This window comes from Exiguobacterium sp. SRB7LM (assembly GCF_015712685.1).
Classification (GTDB): domain Bacteria; phylum Bacillota; class Bacilli; order Exiguobacteriales; family Exiguobacteriaceae; genus Exiguobacterium; species Exiguobacterium profundum.
The window spans coordinates 2,374,595-2,398,993 of record NZ_VWVR01000006.1 but is presented as its reverse complement, the minus strand read 5'-3'; the positions used below and the strand labels follow the sequence as shown (position 1 = coordinate 2,398,993).

The window sequence follows — 24,399 nt, the reverse complement described above, 5'->3', positions numbered from 1 at the left end:
CGGTCTGCCGCTTTTTCTGTTGGTGGACATCTTGAAAGTGGGGAACTTGATGACAACCGTACTGAAATTTGGTGGCAGCTCCGTTGCCACAATCGAACAAATACAAGCCATTTCGGACTATTTACAGACACGTGTGGCGACCGGTGAAAAATTGGTCGTCGTCGTATCGGCGATGGGCAAAACGACAGATTCGCTCTTGTCGCTCGCCAAACAAATCACGGATCGCCCGATGATTCGCGAACTCGACCGGCTACTCGCCGTTGGAGAAGAACAGACCATCAGCCTACTCAGTATCGCCTTGAACTCGCGAGGCGTACCGGCCATCTCATTAACGGGGCAGCAAGCCGGGATCGATACGATGGGAATTCATACGAAGAGCAAAATCAAAGCGATTCGGAAAGAAGTGTTACTCGAGAAGTTGCGTCAATACGACGTCCTGATTGTCGCCGGATTCCAAGGCGTGAATGAAGCGGGAGACGTCACGACCCTTGGGCGTGGCGGTTCGGACACGACAGCCGTCGCACTGGCGGCCGTCCTCAATCAGCGTTGTGAAATTTATACGGACGTCGCGGGTGTATATACGACGGACCCAAGAATCCATCCGACAGCGAAACGGCTTGATACGGTCTCCTATGACGAGATGATGGAGATGAGTGCACTCGGTTCAAAAGTGATGGAGATGCGGAGCGTGGAGCTCGCAAAGAAATATGACGTCAATATTTTTGTTGGGAAGACGCTTTCGAGCGAAGGAGGAACATGGATCATGGATACGACGCAAGCGATGGAACAGAAAGCAGTCACGAGTGTGAGTGTCGTCAAGAACGTACTCAGTGTCTCAATCAAACATATTCCGCATACGGCGGCGGGAGTCGCAGACATCTTTGAACGATTGTCAGAGCGACACGTCAACATCGATATGATTTCACAGACGGCATTCGACGGCGAAGTGTTTCTCTCGTTCACATGTCCGCTCGATGAAGAGGCGTTTTTAGAAGAGGCGCTCGCGGAGTTGACAGCGATCTTGCCTCAAATCAAAATCGATCGTCATACGGAACATGCAAAAATTTCTGTCGTCGGAATCGGTATGCGAGACGCGACAGGGGTCGCATCAGAGCTCTTCGCGACATTCCGTGAGATGGGGATTCCATTCTATCAAGTCACGACGTCAGAAATCAGTATTTCCTATACGATTCAAGAACAAGACGTAGAAGCGGCAGTCGCAGCCATTGCGGTCCGGTTCAACTTATAAGGGGGTAGCATGATGTATAACGTAGCAGTCGTCGGTGCGACAGGTGCCGTCGGACAAAAAATGATTGACGTCTTAACAGAATATGAATTTCCAATCAGCGAGTTGAGACTCTATGCTTCAGCCCGCTCGGCAGGAAAGACGGTCGAGGTGAATGGGCAATCGATTGTGATTCGTGAATTGACCGATGCGATTTATGCGGACCCAATCGATATCGCACTCTTCTCTGCAGGTGGGAGCATCAGTGAACAATATGCCCCTCGGTTGAGTGAGCAAGGAGTCATTGTCATCGATAATTCAAGTGCATTCCGAATGCAAGAAGGAATTCCACTCATCGTACCGGAAGTGAACCGAGTCGAACTCAGTCCGGAGAGAACGCTCATCGCGAACCCGAACTGTTCCACGATTCAATCGGTCGTGGCGCTCGCGCCTCTAGCGGAAGTATACGGACTGACACGCGTCGCGTACACATCTTATCAAGCGGTATCGGGATCGGGTCAAAAAGGGATCGATGACCTCGAGCGCGGTGCGCGCGGAGAGGGACCGACGAATTATCCGTATCCGATTTATGATAACGTGTTGCCGCACATCGATGTGTTTCTAGAAGATGGCTACACGAAAGAAGAACAGAAGATGATGGATGAGACACGTAAGATTTTAAATGCGCCAAACCTCGGGGTGACGGCCACTTGTGTCCGAGTGCCGGTGCGAAACAGTCATGCGGTCTCGATCACGGTGTCGCTCGAACGAGATGCGACGGTCGCAGAACTGAAAGCAGTCCTCGCCGATGCACCAGGGGTCGTGTTAATGGACAATCCATCCGAATTGACATATCCGACACCGCTCGATGCGAACGGGACGGATGAGGTGTATGTCGGACGAATTCGCCGAGACGATTCACAACCCAATACGTTCCATCTTTGGTGCGTTGCAGATAACGTCCGAAAAGGGGCGGCAGCGAATGCCGTTCAAATCGCACAATGTATGATTAGTCAAACAGCGACGAAATAAGGAGGAGATGACATGTTCACAGGAGTGGCGACAGCACTAGCTACCCCATTTCAAGAAAATGGGCAGTTGAATCTAGAAGCATGGGCGGCATTAATTGAAGACCAAATCCAAGAAGGTGTAACGGGTCTCGTCATCGGCGGGACGACCGGCGAAGGGATGACAATCACTGATGACGAGTTTGAGACATTGCTCGTTCGAGCGGTGGAGGTCGCAAACGGTCGAGCCGTGATCATCGCGGGGACTGGTTCGAACAATACAGCAGTCAGTATCGAGAAAACGAAACGGGCCGCCGAACTTGGTGCGGAGATGGCGATGGTCGTCACACCGTACTATAACAAGTCGACACAGGCCGGGCTGATTGCTCACTTTACTGCGATTGCGGATGCGTCACCGATTCCGCTCATGCTCTACAATGTTCCGTCACGGACGGGTGTCGCCTTGGCACCGGAAACGGTCAGTGAGCTCGCGGAACATCCGCGCATCACGGCCTTGAAAGAAGCGAGTGGGGATATCTCAGTCATGGCGCAGATGATGGCCCATATTCCGGAAGGGTTCACCGTTTACTGTGGAAATGACGATCAAATCTTGCCGTACATGGCTTGGGGCGCACAAGGGGTCGTCTCCGTTTTATCAAACGTCTATCCGGGAGCGACGGTCGCGTTGGCAGACGCCCTATTGGCGGGTGATTTGCAGACAGCACGTACGTGGCAAATTCGTTTACTCCCAGTCATCGATGAACTTTTCGCAGAAGTGAATCCGATTCCGGTGAAGGCAGCGCTTCAAGCGCGAGGATTTGAAGTCGGTGCGCCACGTCTGCCGCTCGTTCCAATGAGCGCAACGGCTGAGGCGAAATTACTATCGGCGATGGAACAATTCAATGAGGTGAGACAATGAATGTTCTCATCCATGGGTTTGGCGCAATGGGACGCATTGTTGAAGAGGTCGCTCATGCGCAAGGTGTAAACGTAACGGCAATCGTCTCACTGGGAAGTGACGAGCACACGGCGACTCTGAATGAGGTGGACGTACCCGTCGATGTCGTGATCGACTTTTCGAACCCGGCGTTACTCCCTGATTTACTCGCGTTCGGACGGGAACGCAATATTCCGCTCGTCATTGCGACGACTGGCTTCACACCGGAAGAATTGACCGAGATCGAAACGGCTTCACAAGAGATCCCAATCTTTCAGTCTTATAACACCTCATATGGGATTGCACTGTTGAAACAGTTGCTTGACCAACTTGTCCCGCTCACTCTCGGATATGATATTGAAGTGATTGAGGCACATCATCGGAAGAAAGTGGACGCACCAAGCGGGACGGCAGAATTATTGGCACGTGCCATCGAAGCGAAGCGTGACGTGACACCGATTTACGAACGAACGTCGCGTCGGGAAGCGCGTGCTACCGAAGAGTTGGGCATGCATTCCATTCGGGGTGGCACGATCTTCGGTGAGCATACCGTGCTCTTCGCCGGAGATGATGAAATGATTGAATTGAAACATACTGCGTTATCGAAACGCGTCTTTGCAAACGGGGCCCTTGCCGCTGCGGCAACGATCATTGATCGCCCGGCAGGACTTTATAATCTATCGAACTTATACGAGGAGGCTACTCATGTTACTCACAAACGCTTATGAAATCGCACAATATATTAAAGATGCTAAGAAGGAAACACCAGTTAAGCTTTACGTCAACGGTCAATTGGCGGGTCTTGAAATCGAGGAAGCGAAAGCATTCGGAACGGATGAGTCGAAACTGTTTTTGACGACGGCAGAACGCGCTGCGGCATTCTTAGAAGCCAATGCATCGGTCATCACAGATTCTCATCTTGAATATGATCGTCGCAACAGTGCTGTACCGATGCTCGATACGACACAACTCAATGCCCGAATCGAACCAGGCTCGTTCATCCGAGATCACGTTCAAATCGGCAACAACGCGGTCGTCATGATGGGAGCTGTCGTCAACATCGGAGCTGTCATCGGAGATGGTTCGATGGTCGATATGAACGCTGTCATCGGAGCACGCGGAACGCTCGGGAAGAACGTTCACCTTGGCGCAGGTGCCGTGGTCGCAGGGGTTCTTGAGCCACCTTCAAAAGATCCGGTCATCATCGAGGATGGTGTCATGATTGGGGCGAACGCAGTCATCTTAGAGGGCGTTCGCGTCGGTGAAAACGCAGTTGTCGCGGCAGGAAGTGTCGTCACACAAGACGTCCCTCCAGGTGTTGTCGTTGCGGGAACACCTGCACGAATCATCAAACAGAAAGATGAAAAAACTTCTGAAAAAACGCAACTTGTTGATGACTTACGCTCTCTCTAACGTATAATAGACAGAAAATATAAAAAATGAGGAATGGGAGAGTTGCATTATGGAACAGTATGGACAATGGATGTGGAAAGACGGGGCTTGGATTGAGCCGACTGACGCAAACACGAGTATCATGACACACGCGATTCATTACGGAAGCGGGTTCTTTGAAGGGATTCGCGCGTATCACACGGAGGAAGGTCCTGCCATCTTCCGATTGCGTGAACACTTGGAGCGACTTGTTCGCTCGTGTGCATACTACCACGTCACGCTACCGTATACGGTAGATGAACTCGAACAAGCTACGATGGAATTGATTGAGCGAAACGGATTTGAAGCATGCTACATCCGTCCGTTCGTCTTCCTTGGAACACCATGGCAAGCACTTATGCCGACTGCTGAGACGAAGGTACATGTTGCCATCTCGTGTTGGCCGCTCGGTGAATATTTCAACAAGACGGTCGGGATTCGAGCGAAAGTGGCCTCGTATCGCCGCGTGTCTTCTACAATGATGCCGATGCAAGCGAAAGCAGCATCGAACTATATGAACTCACAGCTATTAAAAGGAGAGGCGCTCCGTGACGGATTCGACGAAGCGATTGCCCTTGATATGAACGGAAACGTCAGTGAGGCGAGTGTCGCGAACATCTTCCTCGTGAAAGGAAAAACGATTACGACACCGTCCCTTGACTGTTCTGTACTCGATGGCATCACACGTCAAACGGTGATGCAATTGGCTCGCGAGGCCGGTTATGAAATCGTCGAGCGCCATATCGGACGCGATGAGCTCTATGTGGCTGATGAAATCTTCTTAACGGGAACGGCAGCCGAGGTGACGAGCGTCATCGAGGTCGACCATATCTCGATTGGTGGAGGTATCCAGACGGTTGCGACAGAAATGTTGACACGCTATCGTGAAGCCGTAACAGGACAGCTTCCGGAACACCGCGATTGGATCACATTTGTGAAATCAGCAGTAAAAGAGTAAAGGAGTTTTGCACGATGGGAGTCACAATTGACTTGAATGCGATTCGCGAAAACAAACGCCGGATTGAAGCGCTCGGGCGCCCCGTGTTTGCGGTCGTGAAAAACAATGCCTATAACCTAGGAATGGAGCCAGTTGTGACGACTTTGTATGATGAAGGAGTCCGTCACTTCATGGTGACCACGTTAGAAGAAGCGATTGAAGTGCGAACGCATGCAGAGTCGGCTCGCGTCCTCGTCATGAATCCGATATACACGTGGGAACACGTGCATACCCATGAATTTGACGTCGCAATCGGCTCGTATGAATGGCTCGTTTCACAGCGTGAGCATCTCGATGGCGTTCGCCTTCATTTGAAATTAGACGTCGGCATGAACCGATTCGGTGCTAAAACGTTTGAGGAAGCACTACAGATCGTCGCTTTCTGCCAAAATGAAGGATTGAACCTTGTCGGACTATGTACACATTTTCCACTTGCGGATGCAGACAATGCCGAAGTCGAGCATAGCGTCCAAGTCGAACGCTTTGCCGACTGGTCGACACGTTTGATGGAACGTCATACGTTTGAACTGATCCATGCGGCAAATAGTGCGGCCACGCTTCAAGACGACTCGCGCTTGCACCATTGCACACATGTGCGTGTCGGTATTTTCTTATACGGTTATTCATCGGTTGAGCCGGTTGAGTGGCTCGTACCTGCATTTTATTGGGAGACAGAAGTGGTTGCCGTCCACGACATCGAAGCGGGGGCTCATGTCGGGTATGGAACGGGATATACCGCGGAATCGAAAGAACGGATTGCTGTCTTACCTGTCGGATATGGGGATGGATTGATGCGGGCGAGACGTCACTTGCCTGTTCACATCGAGGGGAAAGCATACCCGTTCATCAGTAACATCTTTATGAGCCATAGCTTCATCAAAGTCGACGAAGACGTACAAATCGGCGACCGCGTCACATTATATGGAATCGAGACGAAAATCGATGACGTGACACGTGTTGGCTATGCCAACAACTCAGAACAGCTCTGTGCCCGTTCGTGGCGTGTCCCACATCGCTTTGAAGGAGGAATTGTATGTACACCACCAATCAATCAGAATGTTTGATCGAAGGCGTGTCCGTCCGTGAACTTCAAGCGACGTACGGGACACCTTTATACATCATGAGTGAGCCAGAACTAGAGCGTCGCCTTGGGATTGTCCAGAATGCGTTTCTAGATAAGTATCCGAACACGTATGCGTTATACGCGTCAAAAGCATTATCGATTGCGGCCGTTTATGAAAAAGTGATGGCCGCAGGGTTAAGTGTCGACGTCGTCTCAAGGGGTGAGATGTACGTGGCACTGCATGCCGGTGTACCGGCGGAGCGCATTCACGTTCACGGCTCAAACAAGACGATTCTTGACATCACGTATGCTCTCGAACAGGGGATTACACACTTTACCATCGACAATATGCGGGAGATCAGCCTCTTGTCAGGACTTGCGGCTGAATACAATCGCGAAGTCGATGTGCTTCTCCGCATTGTGCCTCAAGTTGTCGGGGGTGCCCATGCGGCGATTCAAACGGGTGGGGTTGATACAAAATTCGGTTTCCCGACGCATGACGACACGTATTTAGACGCGATTCGTGCGACGTTAGAAGCCGAGCACTTACAGTTGAAGGGGATCCATTGTCACGTCGGTTCTCAAATTCAAGATCCGACCCTCTTCATCAACACGGTGAAGACGATGGTGCGCTTCATGGGTACGATTCGTCAGGAAACCGGCTATACGACGGACGTCTTGAACATCGGCGGGGGATTCGGCGTCGCTTACTTGGATGAAGACGAATATCTCGATTTTGCCCAGACGATGGAGCAAGTGATGGAGACGTTGGTCGAGGAGGTCGAGGCACGTGAATTGCCACTTCCGAAAATCGGGATTGAGCCAGGACGTTGGCTCGTCGCCAATGCGGGTGCCACGCTTTATGAGGTGGGGACCGTCAAAGAAGTGAGTGGCGTTCGTACATTCGTGTCTGTCGATGGCGGGATGACGGACAATATCCGTCCGGCATTGTATGACGCGGAGTATGAGGTCGTGGCAGCGACACGGATGAATAAAGAGAAGACGCTCGAGGCAAAAATAGTCGGAGCGTGCTGTGAGTCGGGAGACATCATCTCGAACCGCTCATTGATCCCCCCTGTCACACCAGGTGATTTATTACTTGTCAAAGCAACAGGAGCGTACAATTTCTCCATGGCGAGCAACTATAACCAGATGCTTCGTCCAGCTGTTGTCTTCGTGAAGGACGGGGCACATCGACTTGTCGTTCGTCGCCAAACGTTTGAAGACTTGGTGGCATGTGAGGTCATTGGACAATCAACGTAAGACTGCAGAGCAATCTGTAGTCTTTTTTTGATTTTGAAATGAGAACGTTTTTCAATTATGATAGAGAAGAGAAAAAAAGGGGAAGTGACGGTCATGACAAAGACAGCAGCACAAAAGCTAATTGAAGAAAGACGTACGGTCCGTATGTTCAAAGAAGAACCAATCGATACGAAAGTGCTCTATGAAGTGTTGCAATCGGCACATCATGCACCATTTCACAATAAAGTCGAACCATGGAACGTGTATGTGTTCAATGGAGACGGGAAGCAAGTGTTACTCGATGCGCTCGAACCAGCCTTCTCGGAGGCGTCAGAAGGGCAACGCGAAAAGGTGACGGGACGGATTTTAAATGCGGCAACCTGTATGTATGTGACGGCAAAACATTTTGAAACGGACAAAGGGAATCGTGACGCGTTACTCGCGACGGCGACATTCATTCAAAATGTTCAGCTGCTCTTAAGTGAACGTGAGATCGGAATGGTCTGGCGGACGGGTGGACTGTTTGATGATGCACGGTTGAAAGAAATGATCGGGGCGGAAGGGGAGACGTTTATCGGTCTCCTGCAAATCGGGAAATATGACACAGAAGATATCCCTACACCGAAAGCGCGACAACCGATTGATTCGCATCTCATCATGTTTGAATAATAAAAAGCGAGCGATGGGGAATCCCTTCGCTCGCTTGATCTATTTATCGGTCAGTTATCGCTTTAATTTTGTTGCGAGCCAATCTTGAATCACAGTCGTTGGAATCATCCAGTCGTTCCTCCATTTTTAGAATCTTCTTCTCTACTATTATCCAAATGCATACGTTCCCAAACCTCTCGATGTGCGCCATGAAGGGCATCATCGAATGAATCATCGATATGAAGGCCATAACTTGGATTGATGGACGAGGCATACAGGTCTAGCATGAGTTGATCATGGTTCGGATACATAGAGTGGGCTCCTTTCAATACATCAGCTTGGCTACAACTTCAGTATACAAAGGAACTATGTAGAAAATTCGAGAGAAACGTTAACATTTTATGAATCTTGTAAACGCTTTCACAATTGTTGGATTTCGCGAACTGGAACGCACGACTGCTTATATTGTTCGGCACGCTTGGCATATTTCTTTACCGTTCTCTCCATGATAAAACGATCTTCATCGTTTAATGGACGAACGACTTTTGCTGGGACGCCCATGACCATCACCCCTTCAGGAATCTGCATGTTTGGTGTGACGAGCGCACCGGCAGCGACAAAGGACCCTTTTCCAATCTTCGCCCCATCGAGTACGGTAGCGTGCATACCAATCAAGCAATCTTCTTCAATCTCACAGCCGTGAATCATCGCCATGTGGCCAATCGAGACGCGATCATGAATGATTGTCGGTGAGCCTTCATATTGATGAATCATCGAACCATCCTGAATGTTGACGTATGAACCGATTTGAATGGGTCCTTCGTCTCCACGGATGACGGTATTGAACCATACTCCCGAGTGAGCACCGATGGTCACGTCTCCAATCACGTGTGCCCCTGGTGCAAGATAAGTCGTCGGATCGACTTTTGGTGTCAACTCTCCTAATTTGTATTGCATCGTTGTAACCCCTTTCAGAAAGATATGTTATCATTGTCGCACAACTTGAAAAAGAAATTGCAACGAAAAGAATATTCTTGGTAAGATAGTTAAAATACATTGAATAAGGAGATCGAGAGATGGAGAAACAACATTTGATTGACATCGCCGCAAAGAAACAGAAAGCGGCCGTCGTCTTTAAAGACGTCGCAGTGATTGACGTGTACAGTCGTGAGACGATTCGTACAGACGTCGCCATCGACGCAGGATATATCGTGGCTATTGGGGAAGGGTACGATGGAGAGGTCGAGTATCACGATCCGACGTGGACGCTTGCGCCGTCCTTTATCGATTCGCACGTCCATATCGAGTCATCGATGGTCCCCCCGCATGAATTTGCGAAAGCAGTCTTACCACTTGGTGTCACAACGGTGATTGCTGACCCTCATGAGATTGCGAATGTGAACGGAGCACTCGGGATTGAGTACATGTTAGCAGATGCGAAAGGACTTCCACTCGACGTTCGGATGATGCTTCCGAGTTGTGTACCAGCGACACCATTTGAACATGCGGGCGCAAAACTGTATGCAGAAGACTTGGTACCGTTTTTAGGAGATCCAGGGGTGCATGGCCTAGGCGAAGTCATGGACTATCCATCAGTTGAAGCCGGAAGTGAAGACATGCTTCAAAAGATCGCGCAGACGGAACAAGCGGGTAAAGTCGTGGATGGACATGCTTCAGGTCTCAACCCCGATCAATTGAATGTATATCGCTCAGCAGGAATCATGACGGATCATGAATGTACGACTGCGGAAGAGGCGATTGAACGAGTGCGACGTGGATTCTACGTTCAAATTCGGGAAGGGTCCGTTGCTCGAAACGTGGAGAAGGTGAGCCTAGCCGTTACGGAAAGCAATGCCCACCGCTTCCTTTTCTGTACGGATGATAAGCATTTGGATGACTTGGTCGCGGAAGGTGGAATCGACTACAACATCCGTACCGCCATCAAGCAAGGGGTTAAGCCGGAAACGGCCTATGCCATTGCAAGTCTACATGCCGCAGAGGCCTATGGATTAAAAGAGGTCGGGGCGATCGCACCTGGTAAGAAGGCGAACTTCGTTATCTTGTCAGACGTCGAATCGGTAAAAATCGAACAAGTCTATGTGAATGGTACGCTCGTCGCGGAGAAGGGGAATGCGACGTTTGAATCGGAAGGGATTGAAGTGCCAAAACCGATGAAAGGTGAGCTCGCTTTACCCGAATTGACCGCCGAGTCGTTCCGACTTGCCGCAAGTGAAGAAGAAATCGATGTCATTCAAGTGCTTCCGAACAGCTTGTTGACGAAACGACAGCGTCTCACGTTCCAACCAGACGCATCAGGCGCAGATTTATCGCAGGATATCGCGACGCTTGCCGTCATCGAACGCCATCATGGGACAGGCCATATGGCTCTTGCCCCGGTCTCGGGATTCGGCTTGAAACGAGGTGCCCTAGCAGCCACGGTTGCCCATGACAGCCATAACTTGGTCGTCGCCGGGGTCAGCCCGGAAGACATGTTGCTCGCGGCGAGAACGCTTGAAAAAGTAGGGGGAGGGGTCGTCGCCGTATCGGAAGGAGAAGTGCTTGCCGTCCTTCCGCTCGAGATTGGTGGACTGATGACGAAGCGACCATATCGTGAAGTGGCAGAGATTCTGGAACAGCTCAATGATGCGCTAGATGTCGTGGGAGCCCATCGTCATTTCAATCCGTATTTGACGATGTCCTTCCTCGCCTTACCGGTCATTCCTGACTTGAAATTGACCGATATGGGATTGTTCGACGTGACCACGTTCTCATTCATCAACGCTTGACTCGGTCTAACGTATGATTTTTGTTAAGAACCGCCGATAACGATTGAATGCGTGACGGGAAGTTGGTATAGTTACGTCAAGTTTCATCGGGTCAACATTGAAAGGGGGGATATTACAGATGGAACAAGTTGCTTACAATCGGTCGTATGATGAACATGAGGAATTGATCAATTCTGTATATCGTGCTTTCAAGGACCGATGCGAAGAACTACCAGAAGAAACTCAGACAAAACGTCGTTTACGACGACTCATTTTCTCTACGATTAAAGAACAGACGAAGTCTCACGCTGACCGATTCGTGTTGTATCACTTCTTCAACGACTTCTTTAAAGCGGTGGAAACGAATGACCAAGAAGCACTCGCTGTCTTGAAGCGAATCATTCGTGATGAAAAAAACTATTGATATGTGACACCAACCTGTGATAATTTAGACGTAACTTTAAATGAATATTCGTGCTATCGATGAGGTAGAGGTGCGATGCTGATGAGTAAGTAGTCGGAGGATGACAACGATGAGGACTACAAAAAGGCAGGATCGCCGAAGTGCAACACCATGTCCGTGGGGTTGTGCTGGGCTGACGGGAAATACCCGTCGGACTGCCATACATATTTACGTATGGAGCGCTCCAAGTCGGCTAAGAAAGACGGAACATCCAGCGAGGGTGTCGGCTTTGTTGCCGATGCCCTCGCTTTGCGTTTTTTTAAGCATAGGGGGGCCTCATCCTAATAAAAAAGGAGGAATTCAGCATGGTAGATTATTCAACATCGGTACTCTCACTCGTACCGGCATTACTTGCAATTATTATGGCAATCACAACACGAAAGGTCATCCCATCACTCGGTGTCGGGATTATCGCAGGAGTCCTTCTCTTGCATAACTTCAATCCAATTGATTCGATTCAATACTTGTGGTCGAACATCATCGCCTTATTCTGGGCGGATGGAGCCATCAACGAATGGAACGTCTTGTTGATTGCGTTCTTGCTCCTTCTCGGGATTTTATCGTCAATCATTCAAACATCAGGTGGCGCACGCGCATTTGGTGAATGGGCTGCGGCGAACGTCAAGACAGCACGCGGTGCACGTCTCGTCTCATTCGGACTTGGTATTTTGATTTTTATCGATGACTACTTCAATAGCTTGGCGGTCGGAAACATCAGTCGTCCACTCACAGACCGTAAAAACATCTCACGTGCAAAGTTGGCTTACACGATTGACTCAACGGCAGCACCTGTCTGTGTCATCAGCCCGCTTTCAAGTTGGGGTGCATATATCATCGCCATCATCGCAGGTATTTTGGCAAAATACTCGATTGACAGCTATTCGTCATTCTCTGCATTCATTCAAATCATCCCAATGAACTTCTATGCCGTCTTCGCACTACTCTTGACAGCATATGTGGCATTCACTGGACTTGCCATCGGACCGATGCGCACGCACGAACTTCGTGCTCTCCAAGGGGAGTTGTATGATTCGGCAAAAGGAAAGCCGATGGGAATGAGCGAAGATTTACACGAGCACGAAGGTGGAAAAGTACGTGATTTGATCGTACCAATTATCACGCTTATCATTGCGACAGTGTCAGCGATGCTTTACACGGGTGGTCAAGCGCTCGCGGCTGACGGTCAAGACTTCTCGTTGATTGGAGCCTTCGAATCGACAGACGTGACACGCTCACTCGTTGCGGGTGTTGTCATCAGTTTGATTGTCGCATTCTTGCTTCTCATTGGTCGTAAAATCCCAACGCGTGACTATGGAAAAGCGGCATGGGAAGGCGTTCGTGCCATGTGGCCGGCTGTCTTGATTCTCTTGTTTGCTTGGACAATCATTGCGGTCATCAGCGACATGAAGACTGGTGAATACTTGGCGAGCTTCGTGACAGATACGATCGCTGCATCTTACTTGCCACTCCTTCTCTTCTTGATTGCCGGAATCATGGCATTCTCGACAGGAACGAGTTGGGGAACATTTGGTTTGATGCTTCCGATCGGTGCCGACTTGATCATGGCTGTTGAACCGGAACTTCTTCTCGCGTCACTTGCGGCTGTATTGGCCGGCGCGGTGTTTGGTGACCACTGTTCACCAATTTCAGATACAACGATTCTCAGCTCAACAGGAGCGGGCTCGCACCACATCGACCACGTGGTGACACAATTGCCGTATGCTATTCTTGCAGCGGTCGTGTCAGCGATCGGTTACTTGGTGCTCGGGATTACAGCATCGATTTGGATCGGATTCTTCGCTGCATTGATTTCGTTTATCGTATTGGTAGGAGTCGCAGAAGTGATTTCAAAACGTGGAAAAGTACCTGCAGAACTTCGCGCAAAGCGTGAGGCGTGATAGATGAAAATGACTTCCATCAAATCGATGGAAGTCATTTTTTATGTGCGGTCGTCACTGCATAAGTGAGACGGTAGAGTAGTTTACCGAGAATGAACCAAAAGGGAACTATGATGTAGAGTGATAGGCTGTGGTAATGAAGAGGAATGACGTACAAAGAAAACCAAGGTGTCTCGAGCAACCAAAATGGAGGCGAAGTAGATGTTCTTGTCATCCAATCCAGATACATTCATGATGCAGATCGTGACAGCTAATAAGGTGGACCGCAGTGTCAAACTCTTTATAGAGAGACTTTCACGACAGAAAAACCTCCCTGGTCCATGTAGGAATCAAGGAGGTTACAATCATTATTTCACGTCAAGCCACTTGAAACTTGCATCGGCACCGAACGGGTGACGGTACATGTTCTCGATGTTTGAACGCTCTAAGTATGCCTCACCTTTTTGATAAATCGGAGCGATGGCAAAGTCTTCTTCGAGAAGGATGCGTTCTGCTTCTTGCATTGCTTCCCAACGTTTCATCTGATCGGCTTCTTTCTTCGCAGATTGAATCAACTGATCATATTCGTCATTCGAGTACTCCATACGGTTAAACGGTCCGTCTGTGACCCACATGTCGAGGTATGTCATCGGATCCTGATAGTCAGGGCCCCAACCAGCTGCAGAAACATCATATTCGCCTTTCCCTTCAAGATCAAGGAAGTTTTTGAACGGTTGCTGTTTGATGTTAAGTGTCAAACCAGGCAAGTTCTTCTCAAGTTCGCCTTTGATGAACTCGTTCACTTTCTTGAACGCTTCTTCGTCACGTGAGAGGAACTCGAGTTCGATTGTTTCAACACCTAATTCTTCTAATCCTTTTTCCCACGCGGCTTTTGCTTCATCTACGTTGTAGTTGAGGAGGTCTGGATACTTCTCACGGAAGTCAGCTCCGTCTTCTGTGAAGGTGAAGTCTTTCGCTACGATATAGTTCGCCGGTTGCGATCCATCTGTTAAGATGACATCTGTCACACTCTGTTTGTCGAATCCTTTCGCAAGTGCTTCACGGATGTTGACGTTTTGGAGCGCTTCGTTCTTTTGGTTGAAACGAAGGAAGTTGATTCGAGCATCGGCACGCGTTTTGAACTCGTCGCTATCTTCGAATTGCGGAACGAATTCAGAAGAGAGGAGCGTGTAGTCCGCTTCACCCGACTCGAACAAGTTGACCCCAGTCGATACGTCTTTTACGACTTTGACGTTGATCGTGTCCATCTTGACGTTTTCAGCATCCCAATATTCAGGGTTCTTCTTGTAAACCCATCCTGCATTGTCTTGCCACTCGCTCAAGACGTAAGGTCCGTTATAGAGTGTCTTGTCGACAGATGTTGCAAACTCTTCGCCTTGCTCTTCGACGTACTCTTGTTTTTGCGGCATATACGTTGGGAATCCAGTCAAACCTAAGAAATAAGGAGCTGGTGCTTCCAATTGTACTTCAAGCGTTTTTTCGTCAATCGCTTTTGCGCCGAGGTCGTCGAGCGACATTTCACCCGCAAGGATTTTGTTCGCGTTTTTCAAGTCTTGAAGAATATAGGCATACTCCGCACCTGTTTCAGGATTGAGGGCACGTTTCCAAGAGTAAACGAAGTCTTCAGCTGTAATTGGAGAACCGTCTGACCAGTTTGCGTCACGTAACTTGAACGTGTATGTAAGTCCATCCTCAGATACTTCGACATCTTCGGCAATCCCCGGTGTCGGTTGGTTGTTCTCATCTAGACGATACAATCCTTCGAACACGTTGTTTGTCACGATGATCGATGTCGAGTCTGTTGTCAGTGTCGGATCGAGCTGCGGCAAGTCCGTCGCCGATACCATTGTGATTTCTTTTTTCGCATCGCTCGAAGATGAACCTTCTGAACTTGATGAGTCATCTCCTGTGCTACAAGCAGCCGTCGCCAATAATGCGACCCCCGATAACGCTAACCATTTTTTGTTACGCATCATACAACCTCCCGAAAATTCTGATAATTTAGAATATGTTGTAATTAAACTACATCTGACATGAATATGCAATGGAATTTTTCAAATTATCCGAAAATATAAACTTATTTAGAATGACTATTCATCAATCCTTTCAGGAAGTAGAATAGAAAAATCAACGAATGATTATACAATATTTTTGTATAGTTATTCGTACAGATAGGATAGTAGTGGAGGCGTTAACTTGAAACAACATTCAGCCGGAATCGGCTTTTTCGGTCTTGCGGCAATGGTCGTCGGGACCATGATTGGTGGAGGTGCGTTTAACCTGCCTGGTGCAATGGCACAAGGGGCAGGGGTCGGACCAGTTTTAATTGGATGGGGAATTACGGGTGTCGGCATGATTATGCTCGCCTTTGTGTTTCAGTTTTTAGCAAACACGCGGCCAGAGCTAGAAGGCGGAATTTACGCCTATGCCCGTGAAGGTTTCGGGAAGTTTGTCGGATTCAACAGCGGATGGGGGTACTGGATGTCGGCTTGGATTGGGACGGTAGCCAATATCACATTGATTTTCAGTACATTGGCTTATTTTTTTCCTATATTCTCAGCAGAACACCGACTGTTTCGCTTGTTCGTGAGTGTCGTTCTGATTTGGGGCTTATTTTGGCTCATTTCACGTGGGATGCGTGAAGCGGCACTTCTCAATATCGTGACAACGATTGCGAAACTCGTCCCGATTATCTTGTTCATCGTGTTGATCCTATTCGCGTTTAAAATAGATACGTTCCAAGTCGATTTTTGGGGAGAAATAGGGTTTGTTTGGGCGGATGTGTTTCCACAAGTGAAGTCGACGATGCTCGTCACACTCTGGGCATTTGTCGGTATCGAGGGAGCGGTCGTATTGTCATCGCGCGCACGTCACAAAAAAGATGTCGGTCTTGCCACGGTCATTGGCCTCATTGGGACGTTATTGATTTACATGATGATTTCCATCTTCTCGTTTGGTGTCATGACACAGGAGCAACTCGCTGCGTTGCCTGAACCGTCGATGGCATATGTGTTAGAAGCGGTCGTCGGCCCGTTCGGCGCAACATTGATTAACATCGGACTGCTCGTATCATTAACAGGCGCATTGCTCGGCTGGACGATTTTAGCAACGGAGATTTCGTACGTGGCGAGCCGGGATGGGGTGTTTCCGAAAGTATTTCACCGTTTGAATGCGAACGAAACACCAGTGAACGCGCTATTCATCACCCAAGCGTTCACTCAAGTGGTCACGGCCATCGCCTTGTTTTCAGAACAGACGTATCTCGTGCTTTCAAGCATCGCTGGAATCGCAGCACTCGTTCCTTATTTATTCTCGGCACTCTATGGATGGATGGAGGCGAAGCGGGCGACGTCGCTACGGATGATGGTCGTTTCCGGGATTGCCTCGCTATACGCCGCCTGGTTACTCTATGCTTCAGGATTCGAGTATGTCTTGATTGCGATGATTCTATACGCACCTGGCATCTTCGTCTTTCTTTTGGCAGAACGGGAACAAGGACGACCGTTCTTGAACCGTACCCAGTCGATGATTGCCTTGATTATTCTATTATGTGCGACCTATGGCATTTATGGACTTTGGACAGCCGCGATTGCCCTATAAGAAAACTCACCGGCGTCTCAAGCGTCCGGTGAGTTTTTTGATGATCGGAGTAATTGTTCGATTACACTTGGTGAAGCAGGTCTCGCATATAAATAGCCCTGGAAAGAATCGCAATCTGTCGACTTTAAGTGTGCCAACATCTCTTCATCTTCGACTCCCTCTGCGACGACGTGGAGATTTAAACTCTTCCCAAGATGGACGATGACATCGAGGAGGTGAGATTTGGACGCCATCCAATCATCGAGAAAGACTTTATCGATTTTGAGTTCATCGACCGGGAAGGACTTCAAATACTGCAAGGACGAGAAGCCTGTTCCGAAATCGTCAATCGACAGTCGATAGTTCAAGCGTTTGATTTGTTCCATGCGTTCGATGATTTCATCAGTTTGTTGCATGACGAGACTTTCCGTGATCTCCAAAATGATGTCTGCCGGGTCGAGCTGGAGTTGTTGCTTGATGTTTCGTAACGTATTCAAAAAACTGTCGCTTCGGAATTGATTAGGCGAAATGTTGATTGCCATCGAGAGCGGTTGATCGAACTCGGCTTTCCAGGCTTTCAGTTGTTTCGTTGCCTCTAAGATGACCCAGTTGTTGATGGGAACGATGAGTGCCATCTCTTCCGCGAGCGGAATGAACTCTGAAGGCGGGATTTGTCCCAGTTCGTCGTGATGCCAACGAAGGAGTGCCTCAAAACCGATGAGCCGGTCTGTGGCGAGTTCATACTTTGGTTGATACTCAAGATAAAAATGCTTTTCTTCAAGGGCTCGGTACATCGCCTTCTCAATATGGATTTGTCTCGAGAAAGCGGCATCCATATCTTTGGTCACAAATTGAATCGTACCGACGCCAATCTGTTTCCCTTTGAAGAGGGCACTTTCAGCACGTGTATACAGTTCCTCGAGTGAACTTGTCGAAGACGGATAAAATACGCATCCAATCGAAATCGATACCATGATGGAGTGATGGTAAATCCGGAACGGACGTTGCAGTTCGTGTTGCAGATGTCGGAGTACTTGGAACACTTCTTCTTTCGATTCCTCGAAGAACATGACACCGAACAGTCCGCCCGTAGGATGGAATAAAAGAGCGGATTCCGGAATAAGATGCAGTGCGCGCTCTTTGATTTGGATGAGAAGTTCGTTCCCAACGCGAGACCCGAATGACTCATTGATAATTTTGAAGCGGTCGATATCAAACAAGGCAATATGAAGGAGACCTTCTCGCTCATCGATTTGTCGAAGGATTGAGTCGTAGCGACGTAAAAACCCTTTTTTATTATAAAGTCCGGTCAACTCATTTTGATAAGCGAGGAACTGGACTTCTTTTTCAAGACGCTTCTTTTCCGACACATCAAATCCGAATGCGGTATATTGAATCACTTCATTCTTCTCACTAACAATCGGTACGACAGTCAAGTTAAGCCAACACGGCTCTGACTCATGTTGCTTACAGGAAATCGGCATCTCACCGTTCCAAATCCGATTAGTCGCAAGTGATTTTAAAACGTTACGCGAAATCCCGTCCTGTTCACTTGAATCATGAATGAGTTCGAACCATTCGCGTCCGATTAGCTGTTGCTCCGTCGCATCGAGTAGACGGCATAACGAAGGATTGATGTCTACAATCTCGCCTTTCGCATTTGTCGCCAAGTAATGCGTGGACTGTTTGATCATCTCTTGAAAATGATGAAGTAGATTGAACTGTTCTGTACTGATGAGCGGTCCAAATCCTTTTGGGAGAAACGCTAAAAAATAACCATAAATCCCTTCGAGCGAAAAAGATTGCAGGTAGGCAGTCGCGTAGATGACGGAGCCATCCTTATGTTGAAACGGCGTCATCGCCGTTGTCGAGAATGGATATTGAAGGAGGAGCGGCGACCATGTTTCGAGAGCATGATCTAATTGCCGGACGACCGGCAGCGGTTGATGGAGGACTTCGTCACGTTCCCAGCCGAATAAAACTTCGGCATGCGTATTCCATAATAGGACCGTACCATCTTGAGAAATATAACAACACGGAACAGATAAAGCATCGATGAATTCATCTACTGGTAAATCACGCAATGAAGCCACATCATTTCCTCCAATCTGTCATGCTAAATGCATATTCTAATGTCAGTGTACCTGATTTTGCCAATTCAAGGAATGCTTAAGTTCGTCATTGTCAAAAGAAAGAGGGACGTCATATACTGAAAGAGTAAGATAGTTTTGAATAAGGGGGAAACAATATGTCAAAAACACATGATGTGATTGAATTGACAGAGAAGTTCGGGGCACATAACTATCATCCACTACCGATTGTCATTTCGGAGGCGAAAGGGATTTGGGTAACCGATCCTGAGGGGAATCGCTACATGGATATGTTAAGTGCATACTCTGCTGTCAATCAGGGGCACTGTCATCCGAAGATCATCCAAGCGCTTAAAGATCAAGCGGATAAGATCACGTTGACGTCGCGCGCCTTTTATAACGATCAACTCGGACGTTTTTACGACAAAGTGGTAACGCTTACAAAGAAAAAGATGGTGTTACCGATGAACACGGGTGCAGAAGCGGTCGAGACGGCCGTGAAGACAGCACGTCGTTGGGCATATGACGTGAAGGGCATTCCTGGACAAGCGGAAATCATCGTCTGCTCAGGAAACTTCCATGGACGGACGATGGCTGCTGTGTCGATGTCGACAGAAGCAGAATATCAGCGTGGATTCGGACCACTATTGCCAGGGTTCAAAGTTGTGCCATACGGTGATATCGACGCGTTCGAAGCGGCGATCACAGAGAATACAGCGGCGTTCATCGTTGAACCGATTCAAGGGGAAGCTGGAATCATCATTCCGCCGGCTGGTTATTTGAAGCGGGCATCTGAGCTCTGTAAAGAACATAATGTCCTCTTCGTCGCAGATGAAATTCAGTCTGGACTTGGTCGTTCTGGAAAGTGGTTTGCCATCGAGTGGGAAGACGTCACACCGGATATGTATATTCTCGGAAAAGCACTTGGAGGCGGAGTCTTCCCAATCTCATGTGTTGCAGCTGACCAGGAGATTCTTTCGGTCTTCAACCCAGGCTCGCACGGGTCGACGTTTGGTGGAAACCCGCTTGCTTCGGCTGTCTCCGTCGCGGCTCTTGAAGTGTTAGAAGAAGAAAACCTACCGGAACGTTCGCTAGAACTCGGGACGTACTTCATGGATCGCTTGAAGTCGATCGACAATCCGATGATTCGTGACGTTCGCGGACGTGGACTCTTTATCGGCATTGAGTTGACGGAGTCGGCTCGTCCTTATTGTGAGGCGCTAAAAGAGCGGGGACTTCTCTGTAAAGAAACACATGAAACCGTGATTCGATTGGCACCACCGCTTGTGATCACGAAAGAAGAACTCGACCAAGCATTCGAAGCAATCGAAGCCGTATTGGCCCCCGCAGCTATTTCGTAAAAAGCGTCAGCTTGGTATAATGAAGTCAGTTCAATCGACACCTGCCTAGCAGGTGTCTTTTTCGTGGAGGAGGAGTTGGATGATTTACATATATGTCGGATTGGCAGGGGCGGTCGGTGCTTTGGCACGCTATGGTCTTGGTATGATGATCGATTCGATTGGACCGAGCGCATTCCCGATTTCGACATTGCTCATCAATCTCATCGGTAGTTTTTTGTTAGGGTGGTTGACTCACATGTTTCTTCGAACGGGTAAACTTTCTCCTCAATTCGTCACGATTGTGGGGACTGGAATGATTGGTTCCTTCACTACATTCTCCACGTTTAGCGTTGAAACGATTCGATTATTAGACGAAAGTCGGATAGGACTGGCGCTTCTATACGTCTTTTTGAGTATCACGCTTGGACTCGGGAGCTCATGGCTTGGTTATCGTGTCGGCGTGAGACGAAAAGGTGAGGTGAAATAGAGTGACAATCATGTGGATTGCGACAGGTGCCTTTTTTGGTGCGATGTGTCGTTTTGCTATCGGTCAACTGATGAAACGGTGGTCTGATTCCACCTTTCCATTTGCAACATTATTCGTCAATGTGTCGGGTTCGTTTGCCCTTGGGTATTTATATGCCCACACGAGCCATCCGTCGCTCCTTCTCTTTTTAGGGATTGGATTTTTAGGGTCGTTTACGACGTTTTCAACTTTGAAACTTGAATTGATGCGGTTTGCGACAAAAGACTGGATTCGATTCGGACTTTATCTCCTTGCGACATATCTGTTTGGAATACTGGCTGCTTATATCGGCTGGTCAATCTAAAACAACGCCCCTTCCATCTCGAAGGGGCGTTGTTTTATTCTGCAAGTTGAAGCTTCTCGGTACATGAAGCACAAGTCGTTTCGTATGACTCGCACTGTTCATCCATATGTTTCCCACATTCCTGGCACGTTTTGTCCGGTAGTTTTTGATAAAACTCGACAGATGATTCGAGTCGGCTCGCCCATTCATTCATATGAAAATGCCTCCTTCGTAGATGTGTCACAGTATTGGTTGTTGTCATGATTGTATTATAACAGATGGCGTTAAGTCAACTATAATATATAACAGATATATTCAGGATTTTTTGCTACACTATACACATCAAAAGACGAGGTGAAAAAAATGAAAGTGCCACAGTGTGAAACGATTGGAATTCAATCAGAGGACGTTCCAACGCTACAAACCGCCTTGGCGCAATTAGATGCGCCTCGAGTCAGTCGTTTGTTTAAAGCGTTCGCTGATCCGACCCGTCTAAAAGTGCTGTATGTGTTGACGCTCGAACATGAACTATGTGTATGCGATGTGGCGGCCGTTATCGGTCACTCTAACGCGACCGCATCTCACCATTTACGGACATTACTTGAACAAGGATTGGTAAAGTATCGTAAAGAAGGGAAAGTCGTTTATTATTCATTGGATGATGAGCACGTGAGACAGCTCGTTGAAATCGCATTGACACACAGTGAAGAACAAAAAGACGTTTAAGTTCAATGACCGCGCTCATTCGAGGGACGGTCATTTTTTGGTACTTGTCTTCAATTTCAATTCACGATACGATATATTCAAACGAGCATTTGAATGTTAGGGGGATATGATGAGAAATCGAGACGTACTACCTGTGTCCGGTATTACCTGTACTAATTGTGCGGCTAAAATTGAGCGGGATGTGGCGAAACGTGAAGAAGTCGCATCTTGCCAAATTGATTTTGCGACGAGTCGTATGGTGATTGAATGGGTGGACCCGTCGAACCGTGACAAGATGCTTCAGTCAATTGAGCAGACGATGGGGCGGATTGAACCGGGAGCGAAGTTTGTAAAACAAGATGACGATCAAACCGAAGGACGAGATTGGACGCTTTGGAGATTTCTCACAGCCGCTCTTATTTTTTCGATGGCGATTTGGACAGATTCGATTTTAGGATATATTGCGGCATATTCACTTGCCGGTTACGACGTCGTATACGGTGCGGTCCGGAACATATGGAACCGGGAATGGTTTGACGAGAAATTTTTAATGACCATCGCGACAATCGGGGCATTCGCCATTTCGGAATACCCGGAAGCGGTGGCGGTCATGCTGTTTTATCAACTTGGGGAATATGTGCAAGGACGGGCGGTACGCGCCTCCCGAAAATCGATTCAGTCCTTGTTGAATATGAAACCGACCAGAGCGCGTGTACTCGAGGCGGGTCAGGAAATGGAACGATTGCCGGAAGAAGTAACGGTCGGGTCACACCTCGTCATTCGTTCAGGAGAACTAGTCCCGATGGACGGATTCGTCGTGAGTGGGGCGAGCTCTTTAAATACGTCGTCATTGACTGGTGAATCCGTTCCGAGGCAAGTTAGCGCGGGCGAGGAAGTGTTGGCAGGTATGGTCAATATCGAAGGGCGTCTCATCGTTGAAACGACAAAGCTCGCGGCTGAATCAAGCCTTCAAAAAATGATTGCTCTCGTCGAAGAGGCAAATGGAAAGAAAGCAAAAACGGAACAAATGATCACGCGCTTGGCAAAAGTCTATACACCGATTGTGGTAGTCATGGCGACACTTGTCGCATTCGTTCCACCCTTGTTTGTAGGGGACTTGAATGAATGGATTTACCGGGCCTTGATTTTTCTCGTCATCAGTTGCCCTTGTGCACTTGTGATTTCAATCCCGTTAGGTTATTTCGGGGGAATCGGTTCTGGATCGAAACAAGGGATTCTTGTAAAGGGTGGCGAGTTCCTTGATACATTGACTGAAGTAGATGCAGTGGTCTTCGATAAAACAGGAACATTGACGACCGGGCGATTTGCAGTGACCGATATCGTGACGACAGACGACATCACTAGCGATGAACTGTTACGGTTAGCTGCCCGTGTCGAACAAGCATCCAATCATCCTCTTGCGCAAGCAATCGTCCGTCGTGCTGGGGAGGTTCAATCGTTTGATTCGATTCAAGAGGAGCCGGGATATGGTCTCCATGCACGAGATGGTGACGACGAGGTGTATGTAGGGAGTACCCGTTACATGGAACGGTTAGGTCAAGTGATTGAAGATTCGTCAATCGGGACGAGTGTACATGTGATGAAGAATAATCGTTGGCTTGGACGAATCGAACTGATGGATACGGTAAAGCCGGATGCGATGGCTGCAATCGAACAATTGAAACGAATCGGAATCCAGACGGTCATGCTATCTGGAGATCGTCGAGAAGTCGCTACAAAAATTGGCAAGCAACTCGGATTGGATGAAGTACGAGGGGAGTTGCTGCCGCACGAGAAAGTGGAGGCAATCGAACGGATGGTCGGAACGCGTAAAGTTGCTTTTGTCGGGGATGGTATGAATGATGCGGCGGCTTTGGCCCGGGCAGACGTCGGTCTCGTCATGGGTGGCGTCGGAAGCGATACAGCAGTCACGGCGGCGGACGTGGTATTGATGCATGATGCGCCAACGGATGTCATTCGGGCCATTGAGCTAGGCAAACGAACGAAGCGCGTCGTCTGGCAAAATATTTTCCTTGCCTTTGGAATCAAAGCACTTGTCATGCTTTTAGGATTGTTCGGCATCGCAACGATGTGGGAAGCGGTATTTGCGGACGTGGGAGTGGCGCTTCTTGCCATCGCGAATGCGACGCGGTTACTTCGTATGACATCATGAAAGAAGTGTCTCGGTTTTGTACCTGAG

The 24,399-nt window shown here is 48.6% G+C and carries 23 protein-coding genes and 1 riboswitch; of the genes, 18 read left to right on the top strand and 5 right to left on the bottom strand.

Annotation, left to right across the window (positions count from 1 at the left end; all coding sequences use genetic code 11):
* Nucleotides 1-49: 49 nt before the first annotated feature.
* The 9 genes from F3H97_RS13140 (at nt 50) to F3H97_RS13100 (ending at nt 8,571) form a co-directional block, all read left to right on the top strand.
* Complete coding sequence (locus F3H97_RS13140) at nt 50-1,249, top strand: aspartate kinase (RefSeq protein ID WP_370568594.1); 1,200 nt, start codon at nt 50-52, stop codon at nt 1,247-1,249.
* Between the two features lie 12 nt (nt 1,250-1,261).
* On the top strand, nt 1,262-2,257 hold the full coding sequence (locus tag F3H97_RS13135; protein WP_196431613.1) for an aspartate-semialdehyde dehydrogenase: 996 nt from the start codon (nt 1,262-1,264) through the stop codon (nt 2,255-2,257).
* A 12-nt stretch (nt 2,258-2,269) separates the two neighbouring features.
* A complete protein-coding gene (dapA, locus tag F3H97_RS13130) occupies nt 2,270-3,151 on the top strand; it encodes a 4-hydroxy-tetrahydrodipicolinate synthase (protein WP_196431612.1) in 882 nt (293 codons plus the stop codon).
* The gene (dapB, locus tag F3H97_RS13125) at nt 3,148-3,897 is read left to right on the top strand and encodes a 4-hydroxy-tetrahydrodipicolinate reductase (protein WP_196431611.1); all 750 of its coding nucleotides are present in this window, start codon (nt 3,148-3,150) and stop codon (nt 3,895-3,897) included. The genes dapA and dapB overlap by 4 nt, the downstream gene beginning before the upstream one ends.
* Complete coding sequence (dapD, locus tag F3H97_RS13120; RefSeq protein WP_196431610.1) at nt 3,875-4,582, top strand: 2,3,4,5-tetrahydropyridine-2,6-dicarboxylate N-acetyltransferase; 708 nt, start codon at nt 3,875-3,877, stop codon at nt 4,580-4,582. Before dapB ends, dapD begins: the two co-directional genes overlap by 23 nt.
* 49 nt (nt 4,583-4,631) lie before the next feature.
* Nucleotides 4,632-5,558, top strand: coding sequence for a branched-chain amino acid transaminase (locus tag F3H97_RS13115; protein WP_015880746.1), 927 nt, complete (start codon nt 4,632-4,634; stop codon nt 5,556-5,558).
* A 14-nt stretch (nt 5,559-5,572) separates the two neighbouring features.
* Nucleotides 5,573-6,661, top strand: coding sequence for an alanine racemase (alr, locus tag F3H97_RS13110; protein ID WP_196431609.1), 1,089 nt, complete (start codon nt 5,573-5,575; stop codon nt 6,659-6,661).
* Nucleotides 6,631-7,923: a diaminopimelate decarboxylase gene (gene lysA / locus F3H97_RS13105; RefSeq protein WP_196431608.1), complete on the top strand. Its 1,293-nt coding sequence runs from the start codon at nt 6,631-6,633 to the stop codon at nt 7,921-7,923. Before alr ends, lysA begins: the two co-directional genes overlap by 31 nt.
* A gap of 93 nt (nt 7,924-8,016) precedes the next feature.
* Nucleotides 8,017-8,571 (top strand): nitroreductase family protein, encoded by a 555-nt coding sequence (locus F3H97_RS13100; protein ID WP_230872862.1) that lies wholly within the window; start codon nt 8,017-8,019, stop codon nt 8,569-8,571.
* A 104-nt stretch (nt 8,572-8,675) separates the two neighbouring features.
* Here F3H97_RS13100 and F3H97_RS13095 read toward each other — a convergent pair whose 3' ends face one another.
* Nucleotides 8,676-8,861 carry a hypothetical protein gene (locus F3H97_RS13095; RefSeq protein ID WP_074037801.1) on the bottom strand — a complete coding sequence of 62 codons (186 nt, stop codon included), beginning with the start codon at nt 8,859-8,861 and terminating at the stop codon, nt 8,676-8,678.
* A gap of 109 nt (nt 8,862-8,970) precedes the next feature.
* Nucleotides 8,971-9,507 carry a gamma carbonic anhydrase family protein gene (locus F3H97_RS13090; RefSeq protein ID WP_074037800.1) on the bottom strand — a complete coding sequence of 179 codons (537 nt, stop codon included), beginning with the start codon at nt 9,505-9,507 and terminating at the stop codon, nt 8,971-8,973.
* Between the two features lie 119 nt (nt 9,508-9,626).
* On the opposite strand from F3H97_RS13090, the gene ade reads away from it, so the two are divergent.
* From ade to F3H97_RS13075, 3 genes are all read left to right on the top strand, one after another.
* Nucleotides 9,627-11,336: an adenine deaminase gene (gene ade, locus F3H97_RS13085; protein ID WP_196431606.1), complete on the top strand. Its 1,710-nt coding sequence runs from the start codon at nt 9,627-9,629 to the stop codon at nt 11,334-11,336.
* Between the two features lie 118 nt (nt 11,337-11,454).
* On the top strand, nt 11,455-11,739 hold the full coding sequence (locus F3H97_RS13080; RefSeq protein WP_015880753.1) for a hypothetical protein: 285 nt from the start codon (nt 11,455-11,457) through the stop codon (nt 11,737-11,739).
* Between the two features lie 57 nt (nt 11,740-11,796).
* A riboswitch (Lysine riboswitch) is annotated at nt 11,797-11,971 on the top strand.
* Nucleotides 11,972-12,083: 112 nt separating this feature from the next.
* Nucleotides 12,084-13,676 (top strand): Na+/H+ antiporter NhaC family protein, encoded by a 1,593-nt coding sequence (locus tag F3H97_RS13075; protein ID WP_159563513.1) that lies wholly within the window; start codon nt 12,084-12,086, stop codon nt 13,674-13,676.
* A gap of 347 nt (nt 13,677-14,023) precedes the next feature.
* On the opposite strand, the gene F3H97_RS13070 is transcribed toward F3H97_RS13075, so the two are convergent.
* Nucleotides 14,024-15,649: a peptide ABC transporter substrate-binding protein gene (locus tag F3H97_RS13070; RefSeq protein WP_159563514.1), complete on the bottom strand. Its 1,626-nt coding sequence runs from the start codon at nt 15,647-15,649 to the stop codon at nt 14,024-14,026.
* A gap of 223 nt (nt 15,650-15,872) precedes the next feature.
* Here F3H97_RS13070 and F3H97_RS13065 point away from each other — a divergent pair, with 223 nt between their 5' ends.
* Nucleotides 15,873-17,276: a basic amino acid/polyamine antiporter gene (locus F3H97_RS13065; protein ID WP_196431605.1), complete on the top strand. Its 1,404-nt coding sequence runs from the start codon at nt 15,873-15,875 to the stop codon at nt 17,274-17,276.
* Between the two features lie 17 nt (nt 17,277-17,293).
* Here F3H97_RS13065 and F3H97_RS13060 read toward each other — a convergent pair whose 3' ends face one another.
* Nucleotides 17,294-19,348 (bottom strand): sensor domain-containing protein, encoded by a 2,055-nt coding sequence (locus F3H97_RS13060; protein WP_196431604.1) that lies wholly within the window; start codon nt 19,346-19,348, stop codon nt 17,294-17,296.
* A gap of 155 nt (nt 19,349-19,503) precedes the next feature.
* On the opposite strand from F3H97_RS13060, the gene F3H97_RS13055 reads away from it, so the two are divergent.
* The 3 genes from F3H97_RS13055 (at nt 19,504) to F3H97_RS13045 (ending at nt 21,515) form a co-directional block, all read left to right on the top strand.
* Nucleotides 19,504-20,706 (top strand): ornithine--oxo-acid transaminase, encoded by a 1,203-nt coding sequence (locus tag F3H97_RS13055; protein WP_196431603.1) that lies wholly within the window; start codon nt 19,504-19,506, stop codon nt 20,704-20,706.
* 79 nt (nt 20,707-20,785) lie between these two features.
* A complete protein-coding gene (gene crcB, locus F3H97_RS13050) occupies nt 20,786-21,172 on the top strand; it encodes a fluoride efflux transporter CrcB (protein ID WP_196431602.1) in 387 nt (128 codons plus the stop codon).
* 10 nt (nt 21,173-21,182) lie between these two features.
* Nucleotides 21,183-21,515 carry a fluoride efflux transporter FluC gene (locus F3H97_RS13045; RefSeq protein WP_078147891.1) on the top strand — a complete coding sequence of 111 codons (333 nt, stop codon included), beginning with the start codon at nt 21,183-21,185 and terminating at the stop codon, nt 21,513-21,515.
* A gap of 34 nt (nt 21,516-21,549) precedes the next feature.
* On the opposite strand, the gene yhfH is transcribed toward F3H97_RS13045, so the two are convergent.
* On the bottom strand, nt 21,550-21,708 hold the full coding sequence (gene yhfH, locus F3H97_RS13040; RefSeq protein WP_015880761.1) for a protein YhfH: 159 nt from the start codon (nt 21,706-21,708) through the stop codon (nt 21,550-21,552).
* 149 nt (nt 21,709-21,857) lie between these two features.
* Between yhfH and F3H97_RS13035 the strand changes: the two genes are divergently transcribed.
* Together F3H97_RS13035 and F3H97_RS13030 are read left to right on the top strand one after the other, a co-directional pair.
* Complete coding sequence (locus F3H97_RS13035) at nt 21,858-22,220, top strand: ArsR/SmtB family transcription factor (protein WP_015880762.1); 363 nt, start codon at nt 21,858-21,860, stop codon at nt 22,218-22,220.
* 109 nt (nt 22,221-22,329) lie between these two features.
* On the top strand, nt 22,330-24,372 hold the full coding sequence (locus F3H97_RS13030; protein ID WP_196431601.1) for a heavy metal translocating P-type ATPase: 2,043 nt from the start codon (nt 22,330-22,332) through the stop codon (nt 24,370-24,372).
* Nucleotides 24,373-24,399: the final 27 nt, after the last annotated feature.

Bases quoted from the DNA above. Each gene is read 5' to 3' on its own strand.
- F3H97_RS13035 (WP_015880762.1), top strand. From the start codon at position 21,858: ATGAAAGTGCCACAGTGTGAAACGATTGGAATTCAATCAGAGGACGTT.
- F3H97_RS13090 (WP_074037800.1), bottom strand. From the start codon at position 9,507: ATGCAATACAAATTAGGAGAGTTGACACCAAAAGTCGATCCGACGACT.
- alr (WP_196431609.1), top strand. From the start codon at position 5,573: ATGGGAGTCACAATTGACTTGAATGCGATTCGCGAAAACAAACGCCGG.
- F3H97_RS13100 (WP_230872862.1), top strand. From the start codon at position 8,017: ATGACAAAGACAGCAGCACAAAAGCTAATTGAAGAAAGACGTACGGTC.
- F3H97_RS13030 (WP_196431601.1), top strand. From the start codon at position 22,330: ATGAGAAATCGAGACGTACTACCTGTGTCCGGTATTACCTGTACTAAT.
- F3H97_RS13045 (WP_078147891.1), top strand. From the start codon at position 21,183: ATGTGGATTGCGACAGGTGCCTTTTTTGGTGCGATGTGTCGTTTTGCT.
- F3H97_RS13135 (WP_196431613.1), top strand. From the start codon at position 1,262: ATGTATAACGTAGCAGTCGTCGGTGCGACAGGTGCCGTCGGACAAAAA.
- dapA (WP_196431612.1), top strand. From the start codon at position 2,270: ATGTTCACAGGAGTGGCGACAGCACTAGCTACCCCATTTCAAGAAAAT.
- F3H97_RS13075 (WP_159563513.1), top strand. From the start codon at position 12,084: ATGGTAGATTATTCAACATCGGTACTCTCACTCGTACCGGCATTACTT.
- F3H97_RS13115 (WP_015880746.1), top strand. From the start codon at position 4,632: ATGGAACAGTATGGACAATGGATGTGGAAAGACGGGGCTTGGATTGAG.
- crcB (WP_196431602.1), top strand. From the start codon at position 20,786: ATGATTTACATATATGTCGGATTGGCAGGGGCGGTCGGTGCTTTGGCA.
- dapD (WP_196431610.1), top strand. From the start codon at position 3,875: ATGTTACTCACAAACGCTTATGAAATCGCACAATATATTAAAGATGCT.
- ade (WP_196431606.1), top strand. From the start codon at position 9,627: ATGGAGAAACAACATTTGATTGACATCGCCGCAAAGAAACAGAAAGCG.
- F3H97_RS13140 (WP_370568594.1), top strand. From the start codon at position 50: ATGACAACCGTACTGAAATTTGGTGGCAGCTCCGTTGCCACAATCGAA.
- lysA (WP_196431608.1), top strand. From the start codon at position 6,631: ATGTACACCACCAATCAATCAGAATGTTTGATCGAAGGCGTGTCCGTC.
- F3H97_RS13095 (WP_074037801.1), bottom strand. From the start codon at position 8,861: ATGTATCCGAACCATGATCAACTCATGCTAGACCTGTATGCCTCGTCC.
- yhfH (WP_015880761.1), bottom strand. From the start codon at position 21,708: ATGAATGAATGGGCGAGCCGACTCGAATCATCTGTCGAGTTTTATCAA.
- F3H97_RS13070 (WP_159563514.1), bottom strand. From the start codon at position 15,649: ATGCGTAACAAAAAATGGTTAGCGTTATCGGGGGTCGCATTATTGGCG.
- dapB (WP_196431611.1), top strand. From the start codon at position 3,148: ATGAATGTTCTCATCCATGGGTTTGGCGCAATGGGACGCATTGTTGAA.
- F3H97_RS13080 (WP_015880753.1), top strand. From the start codon at position 11,455: ATGGAACAAGTTGCTTACAATCGGTCGTATGATGAACATGAGGAATTG.
- F3H97_RS13055 (WP_196431603.1), top strand. From the start codon at position 19,504: ATGTCAAAAACACATGATGTGATTGAATTGACAGAGAAGTTCGGGGCA.